Origin of the sequence: Endozoicomonas sp. ISHI1, assembly GCF_024606225.1 — a bacterium.
Taxonomy (GTDB): Bacteria; Pseudomonadota; Gammaproteobacteria; order Pseudomonadales; family Endozoicomonadaceae; genus Endozoicomonas_A.
In genome coordinates, this window is sequence record NZ_JAGRPU010000035.1 from 13476 (window position 1) to 28639 (window position 15164).

General features: G+C 44.7%; 13 protein-coding genes and 1 pseudogene. 7 read left to right on the forward strand and 7 right to left on the reverse strand.

Features of this window, described 5'->3' with window-relative positions:
* Window positions 1-37: 37 nt before the first annotated feature.
* On the reverse strand, window positions 38-190 hold the full coding sequence (locus tag KBW69_RS18615; RefSeq protein ID WP_257254049.1) for an Arm DNA-binding domain-containing protein: 153 nt from the start codon (window positions 188-190) through the stop codon (window positions 38-40).
* Window positions 191-331: 141 nt separating this feature from the next.
* Here KBW69_RS18615 and KBW69_RS23915 point away from each other — a divergent pair, with 141 nt between their 5' ends.
* From KBW69_RS23915 to KBW69_RS18640, 6 genes and pseudogenes are all read left to right on the forward strand, one after another.
* On the forward strand, window positions 332-1102 hold the full coding sequence (locus tag KBW69_RS23915; protein WP_373690716.1) for an RING finger domain-containing protein: 771 nt from the start codon (window positions 332-334) through the stop codon (window positions 1100-1102).
* Window positions 1103-1270: 168 nt separating this feature from the next.
* Entirely contained in the window at window positions 1271-1966 is a 696-nt protein-coding gene (radC, locus tag KBW69_RS18620) for a DNA repair protein RadC (RefSeq protein ID WP_257254240.1), read from the forward strand.
* Window positions 1967-2356: 390 nt separating this feature from the next.
* A complete protein-coding gene (gene rpmB, locus KBW69_RS18625; protein WP_257254239.1) occupies window positions 2357-2593 on the forward strand; it encodes a 50S ribosomal protein L28 in 237 nt (78 codons plus the stop codon).
* 20 nt (window positions 2594-2613) lie between these two features.
* A complete protein-coding gene (rpmG, locus tag KBW69_RS18630; RefSeq protein ID WP_034834535.1) occupies window positions 2614-2781 on the forward strand; it encodes a 50S ribosomal protein L33 in 168 nt (55 codons plus the stop codon).
* A 134-nt stretch (window positions 2782-2915) separates the two neighbouring features.
* Window positions 2916-3089: pseudogene (locus KBW69_RS18635) on the forward strand (U32 family peptidase); the annotation flags it as partial.
* Window positions 3090-3456: 367 nt separating this feature from the next.
* Window positions 3457-5931, forward strand: coding sequence for an ankyrin repeat domain-containing protein (locus tag KBW69_RS18640; protein ID WP_257281833.1), 2475 nt, complete (start codon window positions 3457-3459; stop codon window positions 5929-5931).
* 15 nt (window positions 5932-5946) lie between these two features.
* Here KBW69_RS18640 and KBW69_RS18645 read toward each other — a convergent pair whose 3' ends face one another.
* Window positions 5947-6315, reverse strand: a complete 369-nt coding sequence (locus KBW69_RS18645) for a hypothetical protein (protein WP_257281834.1) — start codon at window positions 6313-6315, stop codon at window positions 5947-5949.
* Between the two features lie 136 nt (window positions 6316-6451).
* Here KBW69_RS18645 and KBW69_RS18650 point away from each other — a divergent pair, with 136 nt between their 5' ends.
* A complete protein-coding gene (locus tag KBW69_RS18650; protein ID WP_257252873.1) occupies window positions 6452-7114 on the forward strand; it encodes a DUF47 domain-containing protein in 663 nt (220 codons plus the stop codon).
* Window positions 7115-7142: 28 nt separating this feature from the next.
* Here KBW69_RS18650 and KBW69_RS18655 read toward each other — a convergent pair whose 3' ends face one another.
* The 5 genes from KBW69_RS18655 to KBW69_RS18675 form a co-directional block, all read right to left on the reverse strand.
* Window positions 7143-7568: an H-NS family nucleoid-associated regulatory protein gene (locus KBW69_RS18655; RefSeq protein WP_257281835.1), complete on the reverse strand. Its 426-nt coding sequence runs from the start codon at window positions 7566-7568 to the stop codon at window positions 7143-7145.
* A 48-nt stretch (window positions 7569-7616) separates the two neighbouring features.
* Window positions 7617-8210, reverse strand: coding sequence for an epoxyqueuosine reductase QueH (locus KBW69_RS18660; protein WP_257281836.1), 594 nt, complete (start codon window positions 8208-8210; stop codon window positions 7617-7619).
* A gap of 814 nt (window positions 8211-9024) precedes the next feature.
* Window positions 9025-10875, reverse strand: a complete 1851-nt coding sequence (locus tag KBW69_RS18665; RefSeq protein ID WP_257281837.1) for an F-box/WD40 repeat-containing protein — start codon at window positions 10873-10875, stop codon at window positions 9025-9027.
* A gap of 241 nt (window positions 10876-11116) precedes the next feature.
* Complete coding sequence (locus tag KBW69_RS18670) at window positions 11117-12931, reverse strand: hypothetical protein (RefSeq protein WP_257281838.1); 1815 nt, start codon at window positions 12929-12931, stop codon at window positions 11117-11119.
* 271 nt (window positions 12932-13202) lie between these two features.
* Entirely contained in the window at window positions 13203-15050 is a 1848-nt protein-coding gene (locus KBW69_RS18675; protein ID WP_257281839.1) for an F-box/WD repeat-containing protein, read from the reverse strand.
* Window positions 15051-15164 lie beyond the last annotated feature (114 nt).

A 15164-nucleotide genomic window follows, 5' to 3' on the forward strand; every position in this document is an offset into this window, starting at 1 on the left:
AGTTATTAAATACCTATGAAAATCAGTCGTGTATTTCCTACAGAATGGTGGCCTCAAAGCCCGATGCATAGTCAATATTGTTCTTGGTAGGGGCCAGACCGAGTTCCTCCCGACACATGCGGCCTTTGTAGCGAAATTCATGAAGTTGGGAAACGGACGGAAAAAGATGAAATCTGATCTGGACGAACATGACACTGGCCTCTATAAAGAAGTACACAAATCTAAAAGCATCGCTTAATAACAAATTCAGGGACTGCGAAGTAGATGCTTTCCTTTGGCACTTTTTGTAATGCCGGTTCTCTTGATTAAAATCTAAATGGTGAAGCCGTTTATGCGCTTGTTTATTTTTTTAGTCTTCAACTTAATTTTAACAATCAGCACAGGATACGCTGACGTATGTCCGATTTGTCTACATGAAATTAACAGTGATCAGCAAAGTACCAGCCTTTGCTGCGGACATGATTTTCATGAGGATTGTATAAATACATTACGATCAGATCACCGTGATCTACTATGCCCGGTTTGTAGGCAGCGATCCCGAATACACCATGGTGCAGAATCAGGAGATCATGAGAGATGTCGTTGGGAAGAACCTATGTATCAGGCACTTTCCAGACCAGGGGCTCAGGCAGGAATGATTGCCATACTACAAAGCGAGCCGGCAGATCCTGATACACTGGCTATAGCAGCTACATTTGTAAAGTCACAACACCAGTACCCACCGATAAACGATACCGATAGAGGATTATACGAAACATTATCTAATTTGTTCTTTCAGCGTATGTCAGAGTTAAGCGAAGCCGATCAGTGGAAATCAGTAGCATTTCTTAAAACGCTTTCGAATAGAATGAATGAGGCAGAGGCAGAAACACAGTCACAGAATCAAACAGAGACAGAAACACAGTCACAGACTCAAACAGAGACAGAAACACAGTCACAGACTCAAACAGAGACAGAAACACAGTCACAGACTCAAACAGAGACAGAAACACAGTCACAGAATCAAACAGAGACAGAGCAGACACAGACACAAACTCAGACACAAACAGAGACAGAGGAGACAGAGAACACCCTGTGTCATTGTAGATGTCGCCTCTTTTGATTCATGACTCTCAATTACTAAAAGTTCTGCGCTTCGCTGATGCGGCGTTAAAAAGTACGGGGTTGTACGCTCATTCGACAAATCAGGGAATTTTCCGGGTTTTGGGAATTTTCCGGGTTTTATTGTGTCTGAAGTGGCACCAACTTAACAGTCGATACTTCAGACCTTATGACTCAACACCTTCAGGGCACAGCCATAAAAGCACTTCCGGAAGAGGAACGTCCCAGGGAAAAGCTGATCTCTCGCGGGCCTCAGGCACTCAGCGATGCTGAGCTGTTGGCAATTCTACTTCGCACTGGCTACAAAGGCACTCATGTCCTGACCCTCGCGTCCCAGCTGATTCAGCACTTTCAATCACTGAGTGGTTTGCTTTGTGCAACACCTGCGCAATTACAAACTTTAAAAGGCCTTGGAAAAGCAAAAGCGACTGAGCTCAGTGCCATTCTCGAAATCTGTCAGAGAGTACTCTCTGAAAAAATGTCTGAGCAAAGCACGATCAACTGCCCGGATGCCACCCGTCAATATCTTCAGCTGCATTTCAGGGGCTGTCAAAGAGAAGAGTTTGCCTGCCTTTTTCTGGACACACGGCACCGGGTTCTGGCTCTGGAAACCCTGTTTCAGGGCACACTTGATGCGGCGCCTGTCTACCCCAGAGAGGTGGTAAAAAGAGCCCTGGAGCTCAACGCAGCGGCCGTTATAGCCAGCCATAATCATCCATCGGGTGACCCACAGCCCAGTCAGGCTGATATAAGAATCACCGAAACCCTCAAGAAAGCACTGGCATTGCTGGATATCAGACTACTGGACCATATTATCATTGGTAAAGGCATATCGGTTTCTCTGGCGGAGCAAGGCATTATGTGAATCCGACCGGAGCAGTCAACATTCCCGCATCTCCAATGGCGATGGGTATAATGCTGGCAAGATTCAAAAGGTTTCCTACAACACAGGTACGTGATAATCAGGTACCCTGACGCCACAAATATCGTTTTTTACCACTATAGATTCCTTTCAAATCAGTGGATAATTCAGCCTGCGACTCCTTGCAAAACTGACTTTTCAGTCCGGCAGGAGCCTGACCGAAAATAGCGCCCAACTTGCACCAAAGCCTTGACTTTGATATAAAGCGCGGTCTTTGTATATGGGTAGCTGCTGAGAGTTCTGACTCTTGACATTGGGCAGACCTGCCCGAAAACGAACAACGGAATCCTCCGGCCTCATGGCTGGGTTTTTTTGGTTTGAGAGGCCACTACTATGTCCAAAGTTTGTCAGGTTACCGGCAAGCGCCCGGTTACCGGGAACAACGTTTCCCACGCGCACAACAAGACCAAGCGTCGTTTCGTGCCCAACCTGCACCACAAGCGTTTCTGGGTAGAGAGCGAGAAGCGTTTCGTTCGCCTGCGTGTATCCGCTAAAGGCATGCGCATCATCGACAAGAAAGGTATCGACACCGTTCTGGCCGAACTGCGTGGTAACGGTCAAAAAATCTAAGATAGCGGGAGCAATCAGTCATGGCTAAAGGTATTCGTGAAAAGATCAAGCTGGTTTCGTCGGCTGGCACTGGTCACTACTACACCACAACCAAAAACAAGCGTAACACCCCAGACAAGCTGGTGTTCAAAAAGTACGACCCGGTTGTACGCAAGCACGTTGAGTACAAAGAATACAAGATCAAGTAAGATCCCGGGTTCTTTCCGGCCCGATGTTCTGTCGGGCCCGCTTTTCCCTGACCACACCTTCACAAACTGCTTATTTTCTGTCGTTTTCACACTGATGTAATGCCCGATCGTGCACTGAACAGAGCATCTGCAGTATGAAACCGGAACTCCTATCGCCTGCCGGAACCCTAAAAAACATGCGCTACGCTTTTGCTTATGGTGCTGAGGCAGTGTACACAGAGCAACCCTGATACAGCCTCAGAGTTCGCAACAACGACTGCAAAAATGAAAGCCTGCAAAAAGGCATTGATGAAGCTCTCGCGCCGGGAGCGCTGACCGAGAACAGTGCCCGTAGCGAGGAGGGATGAAAATGCACGCTTATGTCATTCTTGAAAATTATCTTCACCTTGTGGCTATTCATCAAAACCCGGTGAAAAGAGGTTATGTCGATAGGGCGGAGTAACGGAGTTATCCCAGCGCAAGTAATTACGTCGGCGTTGAAGGTTTGTTAGAGGTGGATCGGTTATGGTGAGTCAGGTATGCGTTCCCACGCTGGAGCGAGGGAACGAGTCACAGATTGGCCCAAAAATGCTCTTAATTGAACTTTTAGTACAAGCAGAAGTCTAATGAATAATTCAATCAATAGTAAATTCTAAAAACCATTTACAAAAAATTAATGAAAGGAAGCTCAAAATTATGAACATGGAAGCGCTTGGTTTAATTTCAAAGGTCCTGTTTGACGTACATGACAGAGGTGCCTACCTGATGCATTCAGGCAATGGCAAATCTGTGGAACCCGATTTAAAAATTAAACTCATGAAAGTTTATGATCAGCAAAACCTTAAATATTCCAGTAAACTTCCGAATGACACACCTATCAATGAAAGAACTATTGAATTCATTCATATATTACCCACTCTTGCTCAAACCTCTGATTTTTTTGATAGATTAAACAGGCATGCTGAAAATTTCTGCAGAGCGATAGAGAGTAATATTGCTGATTCAAAAGAAATACAAGACGCTCTAAAAGAGCTCAATAAGCAAAAAAGATCGAAGAAGATCAATTTACAAGAATCTTTAAGGGAACTTAAAGGTGTCGGAAACTTCATGGAATCAATTCTAAACAAATTAGACAACGAAGTTACGATAACTGATAATGAAAAAAAAATATTCAAGTTTCTGTTAGCCAACATATTGAAGATTGATCAAAATACAGACAATTCAAATGTAGAGTACATTATTAAAACGTTGACAAAATATTTTCATCCTGATAGATGCTCTGGTAAGAATAGTGATTTATATTCCTGCATTTTAAGCAATGGACTCCGTATTATCGGTCACATAAAAAATTTATGGGATGTCGACAAAACAGAGATTTCCAGAAGTCAGAAGGGTATTAGCCATGAATTACCTAATGACTCTTTGATAGAATCGATTGCCAACCTAAACAAAATTGACAACTGCTATCGACTCAAAACTTATGAAAAAATAAAAAAAGAGATGCTGGTACTCAAGGCTAGTGATCTAAAAGATAACTACAAAGAAAGATTATTAATGTCGATTATCCAAGCCAATTCATCAGCTCTGATGAAAATAATGATAAATCACCTAAGTATTAATAATTTAAAAGTCAATAATGAAACACCGCTTATTTATGCTATCCAGAATACTGCCTTGAACGTTATCGAGATATTAATAGAAAAAGAAGATATCAATGCTCACGGCCTCGAAGGAAAAACACCGCTCCAGGTAGCCATTGACTGTTACAAGAAAAAGAAAGATGGGTTTAATAGTGGTAATTTAATTAGGGTAATTCAGTCCATATTAGATTGTCATAAACTCTGCGTTGATGCTAAGGACACTGATGGTAAGACCGCATTATGCCATATTGCCTTTCAGGAAATAATTGATTCAACAAGCCTTGAGATTATTAACAAACTAATCAATCTGGGTGCGAATATTGATCAGCCTATTATGCACGATATAACAGTACGTAGCTTTATAAAGGGGAAGCTAAACAAGAAGGAATTTTATGATATAGAGACATTGGCAGATAATCTGGAAGACTCCAGAAATGGCCGGTTGACGTTGATAGAATCGATTGCCAACCTAAACAAAATTGAGAACTGCTATCGACTCAAAACTTATGAAAAAATAAAAAAAGAGATGCTGGGACTCAAGGCTAGTGATCTGAAAGATAACTACAAAGAAAGATTATTAATGTCGATTATCCAAGCCGACTCATCAGATCTGATGAAAATAATGATAAATCGCCTAAGTATTAATAATTTAAAAGTCAATAATGAAACACCGCTTATTTATGCTATCCAGAATGCTGCCCTGAAGGTTGTCAGGAGATTAATAGAAAAAGAAGATATCAATGCTCCCGGCCTCGAAGGAAAAACACCGCTCCAGGTAGCCATTGACTGTTACAAGAAAAAGAAAGATGGGTCTAATAGTGGTAATTTAATTAGGTTAATTCAGTCCATATTAGATTGTCATAAACTCTGCGTTGATGCTAAGGACTCTGATGGTAAGACCGCATTATGCCATATTGCCTTTCAGGAAATAATTGATTCAACAAGCCTTGAGATTATTAACAAACTAATCAATCTGGGTGCGAATATTGATCAGCCTATCATGCACGATATAACAGTACGTAGCTTTTTAAAGGGGAAGCTAAACAAGAAGAAATTTAATGACATAGAGACATTGGCTGATCATCTGAAAGATATAAGACTGGGAGTTCAATTCCACGGAGATGAAATTGTAGCATTAATTGGCGAGTATAATAAAACTTATCACAATAATGATAAAGCACGTGAAAAAGTTGAAGAGGCCATCAGCAATAGAAAAACACTTCTACAGAAAAAAGGCTGCAGAAAGACTGTACTGATGGCAGCTATTGAGTCTGACGCACTAAGTTTCATCCAATTACTATTAAAACGATCTGATTTCACTCTTGACCAGTTAACAACTGAAGGTGATAGTCCATTAGATTATGCAAGAAAAAAAGGTGCTCATACAGTTGTCAAATTTCTGTCCGATATTGTTTCAACAACCGGTGCTTTCCCAACAAATAGTGGGAATACAATGCAATCATCAAATCATCCGTTCACTAACAACTCGACTGCCGGAGCCATACCTCCGAAAATACAAAAAATGAGCTGATTTAAATAACTCAAGTTACCCACCATCCTGAAAATTAGCCGTTATAGGTGACATGAAAAATGATCTCAAGGCTCGATCATTAATGCAGGGAACACCCAATGGGCGTTTATCCTTCTTTCCCGGCTTTGGTATCCATACTCTTTTGACCGGCGGTGCCTTGTAGCCCTGTCGATGAATAGATGTCAGTGTTTGCTCAAGCCATTGACCGAAGCCTTTCTTCGTCTCTTCCATTGTCAATCCATCAACCCCGGGCGATGTCCCATTGGGAATCTTATTCAGATTCGAACAGAGGCTCGCCGGTGTGATGTGATGAGCCAAGCTGGTGAGTCGAAGTTTCGGATTACTCCGGGCTTTAGCTGCTACCCTTTCCAGTCCCGTTACCATAGCTGGTTTACCTTCTCTCTGCGTAGAAGCCCGTAAACGAAAAAGCACCGCCATTGATGGTAGCGCTTTTCCTCAATTCTACTGAACATCTACTCAACACACTACGGCAATTCCCTGTCCGGTCGATAACGCCTTTATGGATCTGGAAACCTTTGCCAGCCTCTTCTCAGGCTCACCGTTCAAACCCTTGCTACGACATCGCAATGCCGTAATGAATGCACTTACGCACCTCAACCGGCAGATTCAAGTCCTCAACTCTGAACACACAGAGACCGTTGCCAGCAGCTCCTGGATCAAAGAACTTCCCCATCAACTGGAAGCAATGGCGCAAGAAGTGCTTTTCTGCCTGCAAAAACCATCACTGATGGCTCAACCCAGAGAAGTGATCATGGACGCACTTCAGTCCCAGAACCAGCTGGCTCATCAGACCTTTCGACTGTCAGAACGATTAAGCTATCGTCCCCTTCGATTACCAGCCGAAATGAGCGTGCCACTGAATGACCTGACCCGACAGTTTGGCAAGACTGTCTATCAATTAAGGCGGGCCGTCATCGAATTAAATGAACTCAGTCAGGGCGGATTCAGAAAGCAGTACAACCAATCTCAAGGTCGCTTCAGGAGAAATCTTGCCTGTGATGTCGATGAACTCAGAAAGATCAGTCAAGAAATTCGGGAACAAACCTGCCTGATGGAAAACACGATAGACCCGGTGGATGTCGCCCTGCTGTTTCTGATTCTGGACGACATCAGTGACCTGTCTTTATGGATGCGTACCCTGGTAACTCACTTGCAAGCCTGACAAGACCCACTGTAAGACACTGTTACCCTTAATCTGCAATGCAGTGAATCCTCTTTTTGCCGGTACGATCGAGATAGTCCTGAAACTCTTTTGGCAAGCGTCCTGTTGTTGAGCCATACCAGCGCACCGTATCGCCGGAGTTTGTCTGAAACTCGAAATTATGCTTGGAGACGTTTCTCCTGCGCTTGCCTTCCTTACCTATCTCTTGCAAAAGATTCAGGTCAGACATCGAGAGGCCTTTGGCCTCCATGACTTTCTTGATCTCTTCCACACTCTGAAGCTTTTCTTTTCGTTTTATATCTGCGGCTTCTTTTTCCTGGTTTTTTTCTTCCAGCACCTCATTCAGCCGGTTAATGATACGCTCCATCTCATCCATACCCACATCCCTGAAGAGAGAACGGATTCTGGTTTTACTACCCAGACGATGCAGAAGTTCTTCAAATATATTCATCATCAGACCTCAATGTATCAAACAAGTGTGGTTAGCCCACGAAGGCACCATTCAGTGTTCACCATAAAACTTGATAAGTCGTTTAATTCTCGGGCGACCCTGACTCATCCGCCAGCGATTGGTATCTCTCAGACTATACACACAGCCACAATACTCCTGTTGATAGAAACGCTGATCCTTGGAAATTTCAATCATTCTCGAAGCGCCACCCTGTTTGCGCCAATTAAAAGTCCAGTATGTCAGATCCGGATACCGATTGGCAGCTTCAACGCCGCAGCGATTGATTTGCTCAAGGTTCTTCCAGCGGGAAATACCCAGTGTGCTGGAAATAAGATTAAAACCATGTTCAAAAGCATACAACGCTGTTCTCTCAAAGCGCATCGAAAAGCAAATTGAACACCTTTCTCCACGCTCCGGTTCGTCCTCATACCCCTTGACCCGATCAAACCAGTTTTCAGTATCATAGTCGGCATCAATAAAGTTGATGTCATTTTTTTCACAGTAACGCTTGTTCTCTTTTTTCCTTAACTCATATTCTTCCAAGGGATGAATATTTGGATTATAAAAATACACCGTCTGCTCAAAACCAGACGCTTTAATGGCACTCATGATTTCACAGGCACAGGGAGCACAGCAGGAATGCAATAAAATTCTCCTTGAGCCATTGGGAGACTTCAGGACAGGCCTTTGATAGTTATCTGCAGAGTAGGGTGTATGCATGAGACGAATACCCGAATCCAGAGGAGTTACTTTAGTTAAATAGTAAACAGGACAATTGAGAAATGCTTTTTCCTTATATCCATGAATTAAGGTCAGTTTGAGGCAAAAAAAGACAAGGAGTCTTCAGATAACCTGGCTATCTTTCGGATACCAAACCGTAGACATCTAACCGGAGGCACCCTATCTGTAGCCAGAGTATTCTGTGATGTCGATGATTTTTGCCCAATTTTTGCAACAGACTAGCATAAGCAACTTATCTACAATGTCAATAAAGCAACAGTTATATCAAAACTGTCGCTCAGTGAAATAATGATCATCATCTATTTTCATCAGAATGCCTTTCGGAACTTCAAACGTTGCTAGCTCAACCTCATTGTCCAACACAGGTCAGATTGTTTATCTCAAGACACAGTGCAGGGGACAGCTAACAGGTTTGTCATGTATTGCTGGATTCAACGGCAATTGTCGTTTTTGATAAACACCGTATCAATAGTCACAGGATATTCTCAAAAGAAGCCAAGTGAGGAAAGACGTCAACTGTTTACAATACGACTCCAGGCTCGATCTCACGATCACGCATTGTCGAGAAATCTTGTCCTTTTGTTTCACGACCGACGATGCTGATGATCGAAAAATTTACCGGACCTTGTTGAGGGATTCCCAGGCTGGCCATATAAAGGTAGTTGAATGCTCGATTTTGAGTTTCACAAAAGACGCATTCACAGGGTGAAAAGCAGAATCAGAGGATATTACACCAAAAACCCTGGCTTGCGGATTCAGGAGTTACACTAAGTTCAGTGATTTTCACGGTTTCATCAGCATCGTCATTCTGACCACTGTGAGCGACGGTCACCACATAGTCGCCATCGAGGCTGAAGATGGCTGACGTGACGGGACCAGCACGATAAATGGTCGCTTTTTCTAACCAGGATCCACCGAGCATCTGACCATAGATTTTCGCCTTGCCGTCAGCACCTGCAGTCACTACATGTCGGCCATCCGTGCTGAAGGTTGCTGAATGGACCCACCCCCTATGAGAAATGGTCGCTTTTTCCTCCCATGACCCATCGTTCTTCAGGCCGTAGATCTTCGCCCTACCATCGTCACTGGCAGTCACCAAATGGCTAGCATCGGGGCTGAAGGTCGCTGATCTGATCCAATCTTTGTGGCAGATGGTCTCTTTTTCTTCCCATGATTCACCGTCCTCCTGGCTGTAGATTTTCGCCGTTTCATCAGCACTGGCGGTGACCACATGGCGGCTATCGGGGCTGAAGGCAACCGATAGAATCGAACCAATATGGGAAATGATGCCTCTTTCTTCCCATGATCCATCGTCCTCATAGCTATAGATGTGCGCCGTTTTATCGTCACAGACGGTCACCATGTGGCAGCTATCAGGGCTGAAGCTGACTGATTGAATCGCCAGATCATTGGTTAAAGTGGCTTCTTCTTGCCATGATCCGTCTATCGCCAGACCACAGACTTTCGCATTGTGATCACCACTGACAGTCACCACATGACAGCTATCGGGACTGAAGTTGACTGACCTGATCCAACTATTGTGACGAATGATGACTTGCGGTTGCCATGGTCCATCGTCCTTCAGGCCGAAGATTTGCGCTGTGTGATCGTCACCGGCGGTCACCAAATAGCGACCATCGGCGCTGAAGATCGCTGAAGCAGAGTCATCCTGATGGGAAATGATGGTTTTTTTTACCCATGAACCACCGTCCTCCAGACCGTAGATTTTCGCCTTTCCATCTCGACTGTTGGTTATCAGATAGCGACTATCGGGACTGAAGGTGGCTGAATAGACGGCGTCCTCATGAACAATAATGGCTTTTCGTTCCCATGAACCACCGGCCTCTTGACCATAGATTCGCGCTGTACCGTCGTAACTGAAGATCACCGCATGGCGACTATCTGCGCTGAAGCTGGCTGTACATCCCAAACGGCAGTTAAGAATGAGGACTTTTGGCTGCCATGATCCATCAACCTCCAGGCCACTGATTTTTGCCATACCGTCAAGACCGGCGGTCAATACATGGCAAACATCAGCGCTAAAACTCGCTGACTGGACATTTTTATTATGTGAGATGACTTGTGTGGCTAACTTGAATGTTCTTGATTGAGACTTTTGTTCAGTGTTAATAAAATGAAGAAGAGCAGGTAAATGAGGACTGCTTCGGCGTTTTATGAGTGACTCGATTAAATCCTTATCATTGATAAACCGCTCCATCCAACGACGGAGTTGATCATCATCTTTTGAAGTGACAGTAGTCTTTAGAAGACACTGTTGTGGTGAAGGAAAACGGCGATACCATTCCTTTGCCAAAGTACAATCTTCTTGAATAATTTCTCTAAAGTAGGTACATACCTGTTTTAAACGGGCAATATCCTTGAATCTCAAACAGCCAATAATTTTCAACTGTATTTCGAGGGGTAAATAAAGCAGTAAAGGTTTAACCTTGTCAGATACAGTGATATTCCTGCCCGCATAGACACCCGTTGGTGCTCGCGCCGATATAAATTGATGAGGTGCTGGGGGAATTGAACCGCCAGTGGTGCCGTTATTATCTACTCTGTTCATACCCGGATTCTATTAAGTGGTTACTTATCCTCGATTTGATAGGATATTCGGAATTAATTTTGGAGAATCATAGTCGGCTTAGAATGGAAGCTAGTAACATGCTGCTAAGAGCAACTAACAAAATTGCCGCCAGCCCATGGACTATCCGTCTTTTTCTCCGCAACAAACACATCGCGTGGGGCAGAGCCCGCAGGTTTTTCATTTATTGATTCAACATGAGACACAGCAAACGACCAATTATTCACCCGAGTTCAATGATTTTCACGCTTTGACCGTTACCATTGTTCCGCCCATCATTAGCAACGGTCACCACATAGTCGCCATCGGGGCTGAAGGTGGCTAAATCGATGCGACGAATGTGGGAAATGGTCGCTTTTTCTAACCAGGATCCATCGAGCATCTGACCATAGATTTTCGCCGTGCCGTACTTACTGACGGTCAACACATGTCGGCCATCGGGGCTGAAGATCGCTGTTTTGACCCTCCCCTTATGAGAAATGGCCACTTTTTCTTCCCATAATCCATCATCGGCCTTCAATCCATAGATCTTCGCCGTGCCATCGTCACTGGCGGTCACCAAATAGCAGCTATCGGGACTGAAGGTCGCTGATCTGACCCAATTTTCATGGAAGATGGTCTTTTTCTCTTCCCATGTTTCACCGTCCTTCCGGCTATATATTTTCGCCGTGTTATCAGCACTGGCGGTCGCCACGTGGCTGCTATCAGGGCTGAAGACAACTGATAGAATCGACTCATTATGGGAAATAATGTCCTTTTTTGCCCATGATCCATCACAGACCTGGGTATAGATTTTCGCCGTGTTATCGTCACCGGCGGTCACCACATGATGGCTATCGGGGCTGAAGCTGGCTGACTTGACCGAGAGATTATGGGGTAAAGTAGCTTCTTCTTGCCATGATCCGTCTATCTCCTGACCATGGACTTTTACATTGTAATCGCTACTGACAGTGACCACATGTCGGCAATCGGCACTGAAGCTCGCCGAGCTGACTGTACCGTTGTGACTAATGATGGCTTCTGGTTGCCACGATCCAAAGTCCTCCAGGCCGTAGATTTGCGCTGTGTGATCACGACTTACGGTCAACACATAGCAACTGTCGGCACTAAAGGTCGCTGAATCGACGGAACGACCATCATGGGAAATGGTGGCTTTGCGTTCCCATGAACCATCGTCCTCCAGGCCATAGATGATCGCCGTGCCATCGTTACCGGCAGTCACCACATAGCAACCATCAGGACTGAAGGCGGCTGAGTAAACAATTTCCTCATGATCAATAATGACTTTTCGCACCCATGAACCATCGGCCTCTTGACCATAGATTTCTGCCGTGCCGTCGTTACTGGCGGTCACTACATGGCGGCCATCGGCGCTGAAGCTGGCCGAACTTACTTTTTGGTCGTGACGAATGGTGACTTTTTGTTTCCATGATCCATCAGCCTCCAGGCCAAAGATTTTCGCTGTGCCGTCATAACTGGCGGTCACTATATGGCAAACATCAGGGCTGAAATCGACTGAGCAGACAAGGCTATTATGCAAAATAGTGCCTCTTGTAACTGATTTAAGTTTTTCAATTTGAGACTTACGTTCTGTATTAGTGAAATGAAGCAGAGCAGGTAAATAAGGACTGTTTCGGCGCTTTATGAGCGACTCAATTAAATCCTTATCATTGATAAACCGCTCCATCCAACAACGGAGTTGATCATCATCTTTTGCAGTGACGATTGTCTTTAAAAGAAACTGGTGTGATGAAGGAAAACGACGATACCATGCCTTTGCCAGGGCATTATCTTCTTGAATCACTTCACGAAAGTAGGTACACACCTGTTTTAAACGGGCAACATCTTTAAGCCTCAAACAGCCAATAATTTTCAAATGTGTTAAGACGGTCAAATTGAGTAGTGAAGGTTTACTCTCGTCAGGCACAGTGATATTTCTACCCTCACTGACACCCGTTGGAGCTTGCGCCAATAGAGTCTGATAGGGTTCTGGTGGAGGTGAACCGCCGACGGTGCCGTTATTTTCCAGTCTATTCATGCTCGGAATCTTCGAAGTGAGTAGTTGTTCTCGATGAGAAAGAAAATTCAAAATTAATGCAGTCATGTAGAGTCGGTCTGAGGATGAAAGTTCATAACATGTTGTTAAGAACAACTAACAAAAATGGCGCCAGCCCATGCATTTACTTTGCCTTTATCTGCAACAAATGATTAACAGAATGGATGATACATACTGAAGACATTTTTTGTTCAATTACCCTGAACAGAGGTATGGGTAAACGTGCACGGCGCAGGAACCTTAGAGTCATGGGTCAAAAGAGGCGACATATATCCTCACTCAGAGGTTCATCTTCCACCCAAAGTTCGGTGATTTTCACGGCTTGACGACGACTACCGTCCCGAGCAATGTCTGCGACGGTTACTACATAGTCGCCATCGGGGCTGAAGGTGGCTGATCTGACGCAACCACCATGGGAAATGGTCGCTTTTACTAACCAGGTTCCATCGAGCATCTGACCACAGATTTTCGCTGTACCGTCAAGACTGACGGTCACCACATGTCGGCCATCAGTACTGAAGGCTGCTGAAGAGACCGACTTATCATGAGGAATGGTCGCTTTCTCCTCCCATGACCCATCGTTCTTCAGGCCGTAGATCTTTGCCATACCATCGGAACTGGCAGTCACGAAATAGCAGCCATCAGGGCTGAAGGTCGCAAATTTAACCCAATCTTTGTGGAAAAAGGTCTCTTTTTCTTTCCATGATTCATCGTCCCACAGGCCATAGATTTTCGCCGTCCCATCTGCACTGGCAGTCACCACATGGCAGCTATCAGCGCTGAAGTTAAGTGATAGAATCGCACCATCATGGGAAATGATGCCTTTTTCTTGCCATAATCCATCGTCCTTCTGACTATAGATTTTCGCAACATCATCGTTACCGACAGTCGCCACGTGACGGCTATCGGGGCTGAAGCTGGCTAACCTGACTAAATTATTGTGGCGAATAATGGCTTTTGGTTGCCATGATCCATCGTCCTCCAGGCCATGGACTTTCGCATTGTGATCGCGACTGCAAGTCACCACAAAGCGGCCATTGCCGCTGAAGCTGGCTGACCTGGCTTTACTATTGTGGCGAATGATGGCTTTTGGTTCCCATGATCCATCGTCCTCCAGGCCGAAGATATGCGCTGTCTGACCTTTACCGATGGTCGCCATATAGCGACCTTGGGCGCTAAAGGTCGCTGAAATAAAGCCATTCTGATCGGGAATAATGGCTTTTTTTACCCAGGTACCATCGGCTTCCAGACCATAGATTTTTGCCATGCCATCTTCATTGACGGTGACCAGATAGCAACTATCGGGACTGAAGGTAGCTGAAGCGACGCGCGGATCAAAAATTTTGACTTTTCGTTCCCACGAACCATCGGCCTCTTGACTATAGATACTCGTCGTGCCGTCGTAACCGATAATCACCACGCAGCGGCTGTCGGCGCTGAAGCTGGCTGAATGTATTGAATGGCGTTGAACAATGAGAACTTTTGGTTTCCATGATCCGTCGGCCTCCAGGCCCAGGATTCTCACCGAGCCGTCTCCACTGGAGGTCAAGATATGGCAAGCATCAGCGCTGCAACTGGCGGAGCTGACAGAGCTGTTATTTGAAACAGTGACTTTTGTAGCTGACTTAAAGGCTCTAAATTGAGACTTCCGTTCAGTATTGGTGAAATGAAGCAGAGCAGGTATATAGGGATTGTTTCGGCGTTTTATGAGTGAATCGATTAAATCCTTATCATTTATAAACCGCTCCATCCAACAACGGAGTTGATCATCATCTTTTGAAGTGACGATTGTCTTAAGTAGTAACTGGTGTGATGGAGGAAAACGACTATACCACGCCTTTGCCAGCGCATTATCTTCTTGAATCACTTCTCGAAAGTAGGTGGATACCTGTTTTAAACGGACAATATCTCTAAGACCTAAAAAGCCAATAATTTTCAAATGTGTGTAGACGCACAAATTGAGTAGTGAAGCTTTGCTCTCGTCTGGCACAGTGATATTTCTTCCCGCACTGACACCCGTTGGAGCTTGCACCAATAGGGTCTGATAGGGTTCTGGTGGAGGTGAACCGCCGACGGTGCCGTTATTTTCTAGTCTATTCATGCTCGGAATCTTCGAAGTGAGTATTTGTTCTCGATTAGAAAGAAAATTCAAAATTAATGCGGTTACATAGAGTCGCTTTAAGGATGAAAGTTCATAACATGTCGTTAAGCACAA

Bases quoted from the DNA above. Each gene is read 5' to 3' on its own strand.
- KBW69_RS18615 (WP_257254049.1), bottom strand. From the start codon at position 190: ATGTTCGTCCAGATCAGATTTCATCTTTTTCCGTCCGTTTCCCAACTT.
- KBW69_RS23915 (WP_373690716.1), top strand. From the start codon at position 332: ATGCGCTTGTTTATTTTTTTAGTCTTCAACTTAATTTTAACAATCAGC.
- radC (WP_257254240.1), top strand. From the start codon at position 1,271: ATGACTCAACACCTTCAGGGCACAGCCATAAAAGCACTTCCGGAAGAG.
- rpmB (WP_257254239.1), top strand. From the start codon at position 2,357: ATGTCCAAAGTTTGTCAGGTTACCGGCAAGCGCCCGGTTACCGGGAAC.
- rpmG (WP_034834535.1), top strand. From the start codon at position 2,614: ATGGCTAAAGGTATTCGTGAAAAGATCAAGCTGGTTTCGTCGGCTGGC.
- KBW69_RS18640 (WP_257281833.1), top strand. From the start codon at position 3,457: ATGAACATGGAAGCGCTTGGTTTAATTTCAAAGGTCCTGTTTGACGTA.
- KBW69_RS18645 (WP_257281834.1), bottom strand. From the start codon at position 6,315: ATGGTAACGGGACTGGAAAGGGTAGCAGCTAAAGCCCGGAGTAATCCG.
- KBW69_RS18650 (WP_257252873.1), top strand. From the start codon at position 6,452: ATGGATCTGGAAACCTTTGCCAGCCTCTTCTCAGGCTCACCGTTCAAA.
- KBW69_RS18655 (WP_257281835.1), bottom strand. From the start codon at position 7,568: ATGATGAATATATTTGAAGAACTTCTGCATCGTCTGGGTAGTAAAACC.
- KBW69_RS18665 (WP_257281837.1), bottom strand. From the start codon at position 10,875: ATGAACAGAGTAGATAATAACGGCACCACTGGCGGTTCAATTCCCCCA.
- KBW69_RS18670 (WP_257281838.1), bottom strand. From the start codon at position 12,931: ATGAATAGACTGGAAAATAACGGCACCGTCGGCGGTTCACCTCCACCA.
- KBW69_RS18675 (WP_257281839.1), bottom strand. From the start codon at position 15,050: ATGAATAGACTAGAAAATAACGGCACCGTCGGCGGTTCACCTCCACCA.